At 65.7% G+C, this 13941-nt stretch carries 9 protein-coding genes; all 9 read left to right on the top strand.

The window, feature by feature from the left end:
- Window positions 1–13 precede the first annotated feature (13 nt).
- On the top strand, window positions 14–682 hold the full coding sequence (locus V6F88_RS16475) for a TetR/AcrR family transcriptional regulator (RefSeq protein WP_332610758.1): 669 nt from the start codon (window positions 14–16) through the stop codon (window positions 680–682).
- A gap of 160 nt (window positions 683–842) precedes the next feature.
- On the top strand, window positions 843–2813 hold the full coding sequence (locus tag V6F88_RS16470) for a BCCT family transporter (protein ID WP_332610756.1): 1971 nt from the start codon (window positions 843–845) through the stop codon (window positions 2811–2813).
- Window positions 2814–3019: 206 nt separating this feature from the next.
- Window positions 3020–4138, top strand: a complete 1119-nt coding sequence (locus V6F88_RS16465; RefSeq protein ID WP_332610754.1) for an efflux RND transporter periplasmic adaptor subunit — start codon at window positions 3020–3022, stop codon at window positions 4136–4138.
- Entirely contained in the window at window positions 4135–7236 is a 3102-nt protein-coding gene (locus V6F88_RS16460) for a MexW/MexI family multidrug efflux RND transporter permease subunit (protein ID WP_332610753.1), read from the top strand. Before V6F88_RS16465 ends, V6F88_RS16460 begins: the two co-directional genes overlap by 4 nt.
- 10 nt (window positions 7237–7246) lie before the next feature.
- Complete coding sequence (locus V6F88_RS16455) at window positions 7247–8761, top strand: TolC family protein (protein ID WP_332610752.1); 1515 nt, start codon at window positions 7247–7249, stop codon at window positions 8759–8761.
- Window positions 8762–8852: 91 nt separating this feature from the next.
- Window positions 8853–9548 carry a helix-turn-helix transcriptional regulator gene (locus tag V6F88_RS16450; protein WP_332610750.1) on the top strand — a complete coding sequence of 232 codons (696 nt, stop codon included), beginning with the start codon at window positions 8853–8855 and terminating at the stop codon, window positions 9546–9548.
- The gene (locus tag V6F88_RS16445; RefSeq protein WP_332610748.1) at window positions 9529–10425 is read left to right on the top strand and encodes a LysR family transcriptional regulator; all 897 of its coding nucleotides are present in this window, start codon (window positions 9529–9531) and stop codon (window positions 10423–10425) included. The genes V6F88_RS16450 and V6F88_RS16445 overlap by 20 nt, the downstream gene beginning before the upstream one ends.
- A gap of 129 nt (window positions 10426–10554) precedes the next feature.
- Window positions 10555–12057, top strand: coding sequence for an ABC transporter substrate-binding protein (locus tag V6F88_RS16440; RefSeq protein WP_332610746.1), 1503 nt, complete (start codon window positions 10555–10557; stop codon window positions 12055–12057).
- An 84-nt stretch (window positions 12058–12141) separates the two neighbouring features.
- A complete protein-coding gene (locus V6F88_RS16435; protein WP_332610744.1) occupies window positions 12142–13941 on the top strand; it encodes a gamma-glutamyltransferase family protein in 1800 nt (599 codons plus the stop codon).

Raw genomic sequence — 13941 nt, 5'->3', positions numbered from 1 at the left:
CTAAACTCCCGCCATGTCAAAAGTGCGCTTAACCCGAGAGCAAAGCAGAGACCAGACGCGTCAGCGTCTGCTGGACGCTGCGCAATCGGTATTCCTTACCAAAGGCTTCGTGGCCGCCAGCGTCGAAGACATCGCCGAACTGGCGGGGTACACGCGCGGCGCCTTCTATTCCAATTTCGGCAGCAAGACCGAACTTTTCCTGCAATTGCTCAGGCGCGATCACGAAAAAGTGATGGCCGACATGCGCGCCATCTTCGAGGAAGGCGAAACGCGCCCGCAAATGGAGGCCAGCGTCGTCCAGTACTACAGCACGCACCACCGCGAAAACGACTGCTTCCTGCTCTGGATGGAAGGCAAGCTCCAGGCGGCGCGCGACCCCGATTTCCGCATCGGTTTTACCGACTGCCTGCGAGAGTTGCGCGCGGCCACCACGGAATACGTCCGGCAGTTTTCCGCGCACGTGGGCACACCGCTGCCCATGCCGGCCGAACAATTGGCGATTGGCCTGCTGGCCTTGTCGGACGGCATGCAATTTAGCTACGCCTTCGATCCGCAAGGCGTGAGCCTGGAAATGACCGAGGCCGTGTTGGCCGGTTTCTTCCGCCGGGTGGTGTTTGGCGACCCGCAGCCCGACGCGGCGCCCGCCGCCTTGCCGCCCGGCGCGCCGACTTCGGTCGGATAGCCTTGCCTGGGCCGGTGCATCGCGGCCCGAATCACCGATGCAGAACACCGATACAGATTGTCAGCCGCATGCCGGCCGTGATAGTAATAACCGCGGCGCAACGGTCGGGCTGAGGGGGCCGGCGCCGAAATTCGCAACCCTGGGCGAAAGGAGCGGCAGCATGTCTTCAGAAACCCGACCATCCACCATCAACCGCCCGGTGTTCTTCCCGGCGGCCATCTTCACGCTGTTGCTGGTCGGATTCGCGATTCTTGCGCCGCAGCGGGCGCAAAGCCTTTTTGAATCCGTGCAAGGCTGGATCCTGGGTAACGTCAGCTGGTTCTACATCCTGGTCGTGGCCATCATCCTGCTGGCCGTGGTGTTTCTGGCCTTGAGCCGCTATGGCGACATCAAGCTCGGGCCGGACCATAGCGAACCCGACTACCGCAATTTCACCTGGTTTGCGATGCTGTTTTCGGCGGGCATGGGCATCGGCCTGATGTTCTTCGGGGTGGCGGAACCGGTGATGCACTTTATGTCGCCGCCGGTCGGCGAGGGGGGCACGGCCGTCGCCGCGCGCGAGGCCATGAAGATCACGTTCTTCCATTGGGGCCTGCATGCGTGGGCGATCTATGCGGTGGTGGCGCTGATCCTGGCGTTCTTCAGCTACCGCCATGGGCTGCCGCTGACGCTGCGTTCTGCCCTGTATCCGCTGATCGGGAACCGCATCCACGGCCCCATCGGCCATGCCGTGGACATCTTCGCCATCATCGGCACGGTGCTGGGCGTGGCGACGTCGCTGGGCCTGGGCGTGGCGCAGATCAACAGCGGGCTGAACCACCTGTTCGGCGTCCCGGTGGGCGTGACGACGCAGATCATCCTCATCGTCGTCACTTGCGGCCTGGCCACGCTGTCGGTGGCCAGCGGTTTGGATAAGGGCATCCGCATCCTGTCCGAGACCAACCTGGTGCTGGCGGCCGTGCTGTTGCTGTTTGTGCTGGTGGTCGGCCCCACCGTGTTCCTGTTCCAGACCTTTGTGCAGAACACGGGCGCGTACCTGTCCGACATCGTCAACAAGACCTTCAACCTGTATGCCTACGAGCCCACCGACTGGATCGGCGGGTGGACCTTGTTCTATTGGGGCTGGTGGATTGCGTGGTCGCCGTTCGTGGGCCTGTTCATCGCGCGCATCTCGCGCGGGCGCACCATCCGCGAATTCGTCACCGGCGTGCTGCTGGTGCCGGCCGGGTTCACCCTGTTCTGGATGACGGTGTTTGGCGACACGGCCATCCACATGATCCTTGTGGACAAGGTGCAAGGCCTGGCCGAGGTGGTCGAAGCAGATTCGTCGCTGGCCCTGTTCGCCTTCCTGGAACATTTGCCTTGGAGCAGTGTGCTGTCGGTGGTGGCCATTGCGATGGTCGCGGTGTTTTTCGTGACGTCCGCCGACTCGGGCGCGCTGGTGGTTGACCTGCTGGCCTCGGGCGGGTCGGACCGCACCCCCGTGTGGCAACGCATTTTCTGGTCGGTGCTGATGGGTGCGGTTGCCATCGCGCTGCTGCTGGCCGACGGGCTGACCGCCTTGCAGACGGCCACCATCGCCAGCGCGCTGCCGTTCTCCATCATTTTGCTGCTGTCGCTATGGGGGCTGTTCAAGGCGCTGAAGCTGGACGCCACCAAGCGCGGTATCCGCTATCAGTCGTTGACCTTGTCGCGCCCCGCGCGCGGCGGCCAATCCTGGGAACGCCGCCTGCGCAACATGGTGATGATGCCGCGCCGCTCGCACGTGCAACGCTTCATCAGCGATGTGGTGCGGCCGGCGCTGGACGACGTGGCCGAGGAACTGCGCAAGCAGGGCTATGCGGTGGAAGTGCGTGAAGTTGAAGGCGACGGCAGCGCCATTCTTGAGGTCTCGCACGGCGAACACCTGGACTTTTCGTATGCCGTGCAACCGGAAGCCTTTGTGCGCCCCAGCCTGACGCCGGACGAAGCCGCCGACGAAGAAGAGCGCAAGTACTTCCGCGCCGAAGTGCATCTGCGCGAAGGCGGGCAGGACTACGACATCATGGGCTGGAGCCGCGACGCGGTTATCGGCGACATCCTGGACCAGTACGAACGCCATCGCCATTACCTGCACATGGTCCGCACCTGAACGGGCGCCGGACGCGTCCTGCCCGGCCAAGCCGCCTGACCCTGAAAGCCGCCAGCCTTGTCTGGCGGTTTTTTTTCGCCCGTGGCGCCGCTAGCGGCCGAGCCGATAGGGGTGCGCTATGCGACGCATTGCGACGTCCACTTTGACGAAATGGAGCGAATGAAGGATTATCCAAGCTTATTCTTGGATAAATAAAGAGAACGATCATGAAGGCGAGATCTGGAGCCTGGGCCGCAGGGGCCCTTGTGCTGGTGGGGGCGTTGGCGGGCGGGTGGGCGTGGAAGGCCGGCCGCGCGCCGCAGCAGGGCGGATGGGCGATGGCGCCGGCCAAGGTTGCGGTGGCGCCCGCCGTGCAGGCGGATTTTCCGCTGGCGCTGGCCGGCATCGGCTCATTGGAGGCCACGCGCCAGGTGCAAGTGCCCGCCGAAGTGGATGGCCGGGTCACCCAGATTCTTTTCACGGCGGGTCAAGCGGTGAAGGCCGGCCAACTGCTGGTGCAGATGAACGATGCGCCGGAACGCGGCGAGCTGGCACGGCTGGAGGCGCAGGCCCGCAATGCGCGCGCCTTGTTGGAACGCACGCGCCGGCTGCTGCCGCAACAGGCCGCCACGCGGGAACAGCTGGATCAGGCGCAGGCCGATTACGACCAGGCCGCCGGCGACATCCGGCGCGTACAGGCGCTGATCGAGCAAAAGCGCGTCAAGGCGCCGTTCGACGGCATGCTGGGCGTGCGCCGTGTGCATCTGGGCCAGTTCGCGCGCGCCGGCGATCCGCTGGTGTCGTTGACCGACGCTTCGACGCTGTACGCAAATATCACCCTGCCCGAACAGGCGCTGGGCGCCGTGCGCGCGGGCCAGCCCGTGACGGTGACGGTGGATGCATATGCCGACCGCCAATTCCCCGGCCAGGTCACCACCGTCGAACCGCAGGTGGACGCCGGATCGCGCACTGTGCGTGTGCAGGCAACGTTGGCCAACGCCGATGGCGCGCTTGCCGCCGGCATGTTCGCGCATGGCCGCATCCGTCTGCCCGACCGGCCCAACGTGATCACGGTGCCGGAAACGGCCATCAGCTATAGCGCTTACGGCGATTCCGTCTACGTGCTGACGACGCCCAAGCCGGGCGAAGCCGCCGTGCCCGCCACGGTGCGGCAAGCCTACGTCAAGACGGCCGAGCGCGTGCGTGGCCGGGTCGTTGTCACTGAAGGCTTGAACGCGGGCGATCAGGTAGTGACGTCGGGCCAACTGCGGCTGCACAACGGCGCGGCCGTTGACGTGACCGGCGCGGACACCGTCGCGTTGGGCGCATCGGCGGAGGCATCATGACATTCACCGATCTTTTCGTGCGCCGGCCCGTGCTGGCGCTGGTGGTCAGCACGCTGATCCTGTTGCTGGGCATCAAGGCGTTAAGCGGCCTGCCGGTGCGGCAGTACCCGCTGACCGAAAGCACCACCATCACCATCACCACCCAATACCCCGGCGCGTCGCCCGACCTGATGCAAGGCTTCGTCACGCAGCCTATCGCGCAATCGGTGGCCACGGTGGAAGGCATCGATTACCTGTCGTCCTCGTCCACGCAGGGCCGCAGCGTGATCACGGTGCGGATGAAGCTGAACGCCGATTCCAACAAGGCCATGACCGAGGTGATGGCCAAGGTCAACGAGGTCAAGTACCGGCTGCCGCAGGACGTCTACGACCCCGTGCTGGTCAAGTCGGCGGGCGAGGCGACCGCCGTGGCCTATGTGGGGTTTGCCAGTTCGACGCTATCGCTGGCGGCACTGACCGATTATTTGTCGCGCGTGGTGCAGCCGCAGTTGTCCTCGATCGACGGCGTGGCCAGCGTGGAACTGTATGGCGGCCAAAAGCTGGCCATGCGCGTCTGGCTGGACCCGGACCGCATGGCCGCGCGCGGCATCTCGGCGGGCGAACTGGCGCGGGCGCTGCGCGATAACAACGTGCAGGCCGCGCCCGGTCAGGCCAAGGGCCTGTACGTGGTGTCCAACATCCAGGTCAATACCGACCTGGTCAATGTGGCGCAGTTTCGCGACCTGGTGGTCAAGCGTGATGGCGACGCCATCGTGCGGCTGGGCGACGTGGCCACCGTGGAACTAGGCGCGGCATCCACCGATTCCAGCGGCTTGATGGACGGCGAACCGGCCGTCTACTTTGGCCTGAATGCCACGCCTGTGGGTAACCCGCTGGTCATCGTCAAGCGCTTGCAGGAATTGTTGCCCAACATCAAGCAGAACCTGCCCCCGGGCACCAGCGTGCAAGTGCCGTTCGAGCTGGCACGCTTCATCAGCGCGTCGATCGATGGCGTGATGCAGACGCTGCTGGAAGCCATCGCCATCGTCGTGGTGGTGATCTTTCTTTGCCTGGGCTCATTGCGCGCGGTGTTGATTCCCGTGGTCACCATTCCGCTTTCCATGCTGGGCGGGGCGGCCATCATGGCGCTGTTCGGCTTCAGCGTGAACCTGCTGACCCTGCTGGCGATGGTGCTGGCCATTGGCCTGGTGGTGGACGACGCCATCGTGGTGGTGGAAAACGTGCATCGTCACATCGAAGAGGGCAAGTCGCCCGTGCGCGCGGCGTTGATCGGCGCGCGGGAAGTGGCCGGGCCGGTAATCGCCATGACGATCACGCTGGCCGCTGTGTATGCGCCCATCGGGCTGATGGGCGGGCTGACCGGGTCGCTGTTCAAGGAATTTGCCTTTACGCTGGCAGGCGCGGTGGTGGTGTCGGGCGTCATTGCACTGACTTTGTCGCCGGTCATGAGTTCGTTCCTGCTGAACCGCCACGTGTCGGAAGGCAGGATGGCGCGCAACGCCGAACGCATGTTTGGCCGGCTGGGCAATGCCTATGGGCGCGTGCTGGACGTGTCCTTGCGGCATCGCTGGGTGACGGGCCTGATTGCGGTGGCGGTGCTGATCAGCCTGCCTTTCCTGTACAACGCCGCGCAGCGCGAGCTGGCGCCCGTCGAAGACCAATCCACCGTGCTGACCGCGATCAAATCCCCGCAGCACGCCAACATCGACTATGTGGAAAAGTTCGGCAAGAAATGGGACGACGTGATGAAGACCGTGCCCGAGCAAAAAGGGCGCTGGTTGATCAACGGATCGGACGGCGTGTCCAACAGCATCGGCGGCGTGGACTTTGTGGACTGGCAAGACCGCAAGCGCAACGCGGATGCCATCCAGGCCGACATGCAATCGCTGGCCAACCAGGTGGAAGGCAGCAACATCTTTGCGTTCCAGCTGCCGTCGTTGCCCGGGTCCACCGGCGGGCTGCCGGTGCAGATGGTGCTGATGAGCGCGGCGGATTACCGCGTCGTCTACGAGGCCATGGAAAGCTTGAAGCAGGCCGCGCGGGCCAGCGGGCTGTTCATGGTGGTGGATAGCGACCTGGACTACAACAACCCCGTGGTGCAACTGACGGTGGACCGGGCCAAGGCCAACAGCCTGGGCGTCACCATGAAGGACATCGGCGATACGCTGGCGGTGCTGGTGGGCGAAAACTACGTCAACCGCTTCGGCATGGACGGGCGTTCGTATGACGTCATTCCGCAAAGCCGCCGTGATCTGCGTGTGTCGCCCCAGGCCTTGGCACAGTTCCACGTCAAAAGCGCCAGCGGCGCACAGGTGCCGCTGTCGAACCTGGTGTCGGTGTCCATGGGCGTGGAACCCAATTCACTGACGCAGTTCAACCAGCTGAACGCCGCCACGTTTCAGGCCATTCCCATGCCCGGCGTCACCATGGGCGACGCGGTGACATTCCTGTCGCAACAGGCGCAGAACCTGCCTGCCGGCTTCAGCTTTGACTGGCAATCGGATGCGCGCCAGTTCAGCCAGGAAGGCTCGGCGCTGATGATCACGTTCCTGTTCGCCATCATCGTCATCTACCTGGTGCTGGCCGCGCAATACGAAAGCCTGCGCGACCCGTTCATCATCCTGGTCAGCGTGCCGATGTCGATATGCGGCGCGCTGATCCCGCTGGCGCTGGGCATGGCCACCGTCAATATCTATACGCAGATCGGGCTGGTGACGTTGATCGGCCTGATCAGCAAGCACGGCATCCTGATGGTGGAGTTCGCCAACGAGATGCAGGTCAGCCACGGGCTGGATCGGCGTGCGGCAATGGAACAGGCCGCGCGCATCCGCTTGCGTCCCATTCTGATGACGACGGCGGCAATGGTGATGGGGCTGATCCCCTTGCTGTTCGCCACGGGGGCGGGCGCGCATAGCCGCTACAGCCTGGGCATGGTCATCGTGGTGGGCTTGCTGGTGGGCACGCTGTTCACGCTGTTCGTGCTGCCTACCGTCTACACCGTGCTTGCGCGTGACCACCGCGCCGCCAGCGATACGCCGCGCGCGCGTGAACTGGCCGCGGCGCAAGCCGAAGACGGCCGCGCCGCTATCCCGCATTAAGGAGCCGACCATGATTGAAATTTCTGCATCAGAACCCCTGCGCCGCGCGGCCCTCATTGCGGGGTTCGAACGGTCGTGCCTGCCTCCGATCTCGGCTGCGCCGGATCGCCCGCGCCGCGCCGCCATCGTGCTGCGGTCAACGCTGTTGGCGCTGGTGCTGGCGTTGTCCGGCTGCGCCGTGGGCCCCCGGTACCAACGGCCGCAAGCCGCGCCCGTGGTGCTGGCCAGCCCCGAGCAGGCGCTGTTTTCTTCTGACGCGCTGCAACGCGATTGGTGGAAGCAACTGCAAGACCCCCAGCTGGACCAGCTGGTGGACCTGGCCTTGAGCCGTAATCACGACATCCGCATCGCCCAGTCTCGCCTGGCCGAGTCGCGCGCCGTGCTGGACGAGAAAGAGCTGGACCGCTTGCCCGCCGTGACGCTGGACGGGCGCTATGAACGCAGCCTGTCGCAGGCCAACGCGGGCACGGCCGGGCAGCGCAGCCTGGCCCAAAGCTATCGGGCGGGTTTTGACGCCACCTGGGAGCTGGACCTGTGGGGACGCCTGCGGCAGGCGGCCGAAGGTGCGGCGGCGCGCAGCGAAGGGCAGGCGGCCGACCTGGCCCAGACGCGCATCGTGGTGGCGGCCGAAGTGGCCCGCAATTACTTCGAACTGCGCGGCGCCGAACAGCGCCTGGCCGTGGCGCGGGCCAACCTGGAAAGCCAGCGCGACAGTCTGCGTGTGACTCAGGCGCTGGTGCAGGACGGCCGAGGCGATGAGGGTGATCTGGCCAGCGCGCGTGCCGAACTGGAAACCGTGCAAGCCAGCGTGCCCGTGCAAGTCACTGCCAGGCGGCTGGCGCAGTATCGGCTGGCGGTATTGGCCGGGCTGCGACCCGTGGAGCTGGCCGAACTGGATGCCGGTAAACCGCTGACCCCATTGGCAACGCGCCTGCCGATCGGGGACGTGGCGGCGCTGCTGTCGCGCCGGCCGGACGTTGCGGCGGCCGAACGCAATATGGCCGCCGCCAACGCGGACGTGGGCGTGGCCACGGCAGAGCTTTATCCGCGTATCGACCTGGGCGGGTTCCTGGGCTTTGTGGCGTTGCGCGGGGCGGACTTCGGCACGGCGTCCAGCCGGGCGTTCAGCGTGGCATCGGGCGTGAATTGGCCGGCCTTGCACTTGCCGACGGCGCTGGCCAGAAATCGCGCGGCCGTCGCGCGCGCCGACGGGGTGGTGGCGCGCTACGAGCAAACGGTGCTTCAAGCGGTGGAAGAACTGGAGTCGGCGCTGACCGAGTTTGGCCAGACCCAACAGCGCCTGGGCAATCTGGCACAGGCGGCGGCGCACAGCCGGCGCGCGGCGGAACTGGCGCGGTTGCGCTATCGCGAGGGTAGTGCGCCGTATTTGACGGTGCTGGACGCGCAGCGTACGCTTTTGCGCGCCCAGGACGCCGTGGCGGTCGCCGAAACGGATTCCTATACCCGTCTGGTGGCGCTGTACAAGGCGCTGGGGGGCGGCTGGGAAGCGGGGGCGCTGATGTGAGGCGCTGAAGGCTGGCGCTGATGCAACCGGCTGATGGGCCGCCAAGTTCATGGCACCATAGGAACCTTACGCCCGGAGTATCGATATCGTCATGTCCGACAGCCTGTCCCACCCCGTCACCTGGATGCCGCATCAGCCGGCGGACCGCGTGTTGATGACCTTGAAGACGCGCGGCCCGCAGTCGGTTGCCGTCATCGCCAAGGCCATGGACGTGACCGCCGAAGCGGTGCGCCAACAGATGACGCGGCTGCATGCAGACGGGCTGGTCGACTCCGAAAGCCACAGCGCCGGGCGCGGCCGGCCTACCCAGATCTGGTTTCTGACCGATGCCGGCCACGGCCGCTTTCCCGATACGCACGCCGAAATGACGGTGCAGATGATTGGGGCCGTGCGCCAGGTGTTCGGCGACGACGGCGTGGACAAGCTGATCCAGGCGCGCGAGGCCGCCATGCTGGAAGGCTATCAGCGCGCGATGGCGGGCGCGGAAGATCTGCCATCCCGCCTTGACCGCCTGGTGCAAGTGCGCTCGTCCGAAGGCTATATGGCCGAATTGCGCAAGGACGGCGCCGATTTCCTGCTTATCGAAAACCACTGTCCGATCTGCTCGGCCGCCAAGGCCTGTATGGGCTTTTGCCGCAGCGAGCTGGATCTGTTCCGGAAAGTGCTGGGCGCGGACGTACAGGTGGATCGCGAAGAACATATCCTGAGCGGCGCGCGCCGCTGCGCCTACCGCGTTCGGCAGCGAGGCCCCGCCCTACAATCCGCGCATGACTCTCAAGCAACTTGAAGCGTTCTACTGGGCCGCCACCTGCGCCAGCTTTGCCGTGGCCGCTGAACGGCTGCACCTGTCGGTGTCGTCGCTGTCCAAACGCATTACCGAACTTGAGGACGCGCTGGGACGGCCGCTGTTTGACCGCAGCGGGCATAAGGCTGCGCTGACCGACGCCGGTCAGCGCCTGCTGCCGCAGGCCCGGCAATTGCTGGCCGCCGCCGACCAGGTGCGGGCGTCCATGGCGGAAACGCCCGGGCTGCGCGGCCGCTGCCGCTTCGGCGTGGGGGAACTGACCGCGCTGACCTGGCTACCGCGCTTGATCGGCGTGGTGCGGGCCGCCTATCCCGACCTGGTGCTGGAACCCTATGTGGACATCGGCCAGGTGCTGGAGCAGCGCGTGGCCGATGGCGAGCTGGATTTCGCCGTCATCGCCGGCCGGTCCTCGCGCGCGAATATCGCGTCGACTCCGATCGGCCAGGCCCGCTTTGCCTGGGCGGCGGCTCCCGCCGCCCTGGGCTCGGACACCCGCATGACCCCCGCGTTGCTGGCTCGCTTGCCGCTGGTGACCCTGCCGGCAGGCGCGGGCACCACCCGCATCATCGATGACTGGCTGGCCGGGCGCGATGCCGCGGGCGAAAGGCTCTGCTGCAACAACTGGGGCGCGATCGTCGGCCTGCTGATCGAAGGCACCGGGGTAGGGCTGATACCCGAACATTGGGCCCAGGCCTTGCAAGCGGAAGGCAGCCTGCGTGTGCTGCAAGGCGACCCCGAGCCGGCCGCGTTGCCGTATTCGTTCCAGTACCGGCGCGACGACGCGCGGCCGCTGGTTGCCCGGCTACGCGAGTCCGTGACGGCGGCGGTGGACTTTTCCGCCCCTTGCCGCCTGCCTTGATTTCCCAGCCACCCGGCGTCCGCGAGGCGGCCGGTCGTGGGCCGTGTTTAGCAGCCGGACGGCCACCGCTCTATACAATCGCCGCGCGCCTGGCGCAGAATTCCACAGATGCAACGACGGAGAACACTCATGCGTAAACTTTGCCTCGCCATGGCCATGGCGGGAATGCTGGCCAGCGGTCTGGCGCAAGCCCAGTCCACCCTGCGTATCGGTCTGCAGGACGACCCGGACGTGCTGGACCCGGTGCGCGCGCGCACCTTCGTGGGCCGCATTGTCTTTGCCTCGCTGTGCGACAAGCTGGTCGACATCACCCCCGACTTGAAGATCGTGCCCCAACTGGCGCAGTCCTGGACGATAGGCCCGGACAACAAAACGCTGACATTCAAGCTGCGCACCGATGCCGTGTTCCATGACGGCACGCCGGTCAACGCCGCCGCCGTCAAGGCCAACCTGGACCGCGCCCGCACGCTGCCCGACAGCAACCGCAAGAGCGAGCTGGCCACCGTCGCCAGCGTGGACGCGCCGGATGCCAACACCGTGGTGCTGACCCTGTCCGAGCCCGACGCCTCGCTGCTGTCCCAGTTGTCGGACCGCGCCGGCATGATGATGTCGCCCGCCAGCTTCGATAAGGACCCAGGGGGCAAGCCGGTATGTTCCGGCCCGTATCAGTTCAAGGAGCGCGTGCAGAACGACCGCATCGTGCTGGAGAAATTTCCCAAGTACTGGGACGCCGCCAACTTCCATTTCGACCGCCTGGTTTTCACGCCGATCCCCGACAACACCGTGCGCCTGAACAACCTGCGCGCGGGCGACCTGGACATCATCGAACGGGTGGCGCCCAGCGACGCCAAGGCAGTCAAGGACGACGGCAACCTGCGCCTGGCGCCGGTGACGGGCCTGGGCTTTCAGTCGATCTCGGTCAACCTGGGCAATGGCGCGCGCGCCAACAACCCGTTGGCCAAGGACAAGCGCGTGCGCCAGGCGCTGGACCTGGCCATCGACCGCGATGTGCTGAACCAGGTGATCGGTGAAGGCATGTTCCAACCGGCCTACCAGCCGTTCCCGCCCGCCAGCTTCGCCTACAACACCGCCTTCGAACACAAGGGCCGCGACCCTAAGAAGGCGCAGGCGTTGTTGAAGGAAGCCGGCTATGACCGCGTGAAGTTCGAGATCACCTTCGGCAACAACACGACCATGCAGCAGGTGTTCGAGTTGGTGCAGGCCATGGGTGCCGAGGCCGGTTTCGACATCACGCTGCGCCCGGTGGAATTCGCATCGCTGCAATCTTCGCTGGCGCGCGGCGACTTTGAAGTGGGCCAAAGCGGTTGGTCGGGCCGGGTCGATCCCAGCGGCAATATCCATCAATACGTCAGCTGCAAGGGCAACCTGAACGACGGCAAGTTCTGCGACGCGGGCGTGGACAAGCTGCTTAACGATGCGCGCGCTGAAGCCGACACGGCCAAGCGCCGCGCGCTGTACGACCAGGTGTTGACCCGCATGCAGGACCAGCGCCCCATCGTTTACCTGTTCTATCTGCCGTGGACCTTCGGCGTGCAAAAGAAGGTTGAAGGCTTTGTGCCTTACCCCGACGGCCTGATCCGCCTGAAGGGTGTGAGCGTCGCCAAGAAGTAAGCCGGGCGACCAACGACGGGATCCGGTTTCGGATCCCGTTTTTCATACTTGCGGGCGGCGTGCGCCGCCGCTACAGGAAGCATCATGTTTACGACTCGCCCGGAAATCCTTGGCACCTTCGGTGTCGTGACCTCTACCCATTGGCTGGCCAGCGCGACCGGCATGTCGCTGCTGGAACGCGGAGGCAACGCGTTTGACGCCTGCGCGGCGTCGGCCTTCGTGCTGCAAGTGGTTGAGCCGCATCTGGTCGGCCCCGCCGGCGAAGTGCCGGCCATCTTCCATTCGGCGCGCACGGGCAAGCTGGAAGTGCTGTGCGGACAGGGCACGACGCCGGCGGCCGCCACGCTTGAGCGATACCGCGCCGAAGGGCTGAAGCTGATTCCGGGTAACGGCTTGTTGGCCACCGTGATTCCCGGCGCGTTCGACGCCTGGATGCTGCTGCTGCGCGACCACGGCACGATGCGCGTGCGCGATGTGCTGGAACCGGCCATCTATTACGCCGAACACGGGCATGCGCTGATGCCGCGCATCTCCAATACTATCGCTGGCCTGAAGGATTTCTTTGAAGCCCATTGGCCCACCACCGCGGCGGTTTACGTACCCGGCGGCAAGGTGCCCGAAGCGCGCAAGCTGTTTCGCAATCCGGCTCTGGCGCGCACGTGGACGCGTGTGCTGAAAGAGGCAGAAAGCGTGGGCAACGACCGCGAACGCCAGATCGAGGCGGCGCGGGACGCCTTCTACCGGGGCTTCATTGCCGAGGAAATCGAGCGCTTTGCTCGCAATACCGACGTCATGGACGAAAGCGGCACGACGCACCGTGGCGTCATCACGGCCGACGACCTGGCGGGCTGGTCGGCCAGCTACGACACCCCGCTGACTTACGACTACCACGGCTACACCGTAGCCAAGGCGGGCGCCTGGAGCCAAGGGCCGGTGTTTTTGCAAACGCTGGCGTTGTTGAAGAACATGGACCTGGCGGGCGTGGGCCCGAACAGCGTCGAGTTCATCCACCGGGTTACGGAGGCGATGAAACTGGCCTTCGCCGATCGCGAAGCCTATTACGGCGACCCGGCTTTCATCGACGTGCCGCTGGCGCACCTGCTGTCGGACGCCTACAACGACGAACGCCGCGCATTGATCGGTGAGACGGCCTCGCATGATCTGTTGCCCGGCCAGGTGCCCGGCTTCGAGGCGCAGGTGGCGCGCGTGATGGACACGCTGGAACGCCTGTCGTCGGTGTCGGCGCATGGCAGCGCCACCAACGAACCCACGCTGGCCGATATGCGCGCGTCGGCCAAGCGCGGCGACACCACGCATGTGGACGTAATAGACCGCTGGGGCAACATGATTTCGGCCACGCCGTCGGGCGGCTGGTTCCAGTCGTCGCCGGTGATCCCCGAGCTGGGCTTCGGGCTGAACACGCGCGCGCAGATGTTCTGGCTGGAAGAGGGCTTGCCGGGCACGCTGGCGCCGGGCAAGCGGCCGCGCACGACGCTGACGCCGTCTTTGGCGCTGCGCGATGGCAAGCCGTACCTGGCTTTCGGCACGCCTGGCGGGGATCAGCAGGAACAATGGCAATTGCTGTTCTTTCTGCGTCACGTGCATCACGGGCTGAATTTGCAGGAAGCCATCGACCTGCCGATGTCGCACACCATGCACTTTCCCACTTCGTTCTATCCGCGCGATCGCAAGCCGGGCCATCTGGCGCTGGAGGCAAGCTTTGGCGCCGACGTGATCGACGGGCTGCGTCAGCGCGGTCATCAGATCGAGGAATTGCCGCAGTGGTCGGTTGGCCGCTTGACGGCGGCCTCGCGCGATGAAGACGGGCTGCTACATGCAGCCGCAACGCCACGCCTGATGCAGGCGTACGCCATCGGCCGTTGA

The organism is Achromobacter sp. ESBL13 (assembly GCF_036668755.1).
Classification (GTDB): domain Bacteria; phylum Pseudomonadota; class Gammaproteobacteria; order Burkholderiales; family Burkholderiaceae_B; genus Achromobacter.
The sequence above is the reverse complement of the archived record's forward strand: the minus strand, read 5'-3'. Positions and strand labels throughout refer to the sequence as shown.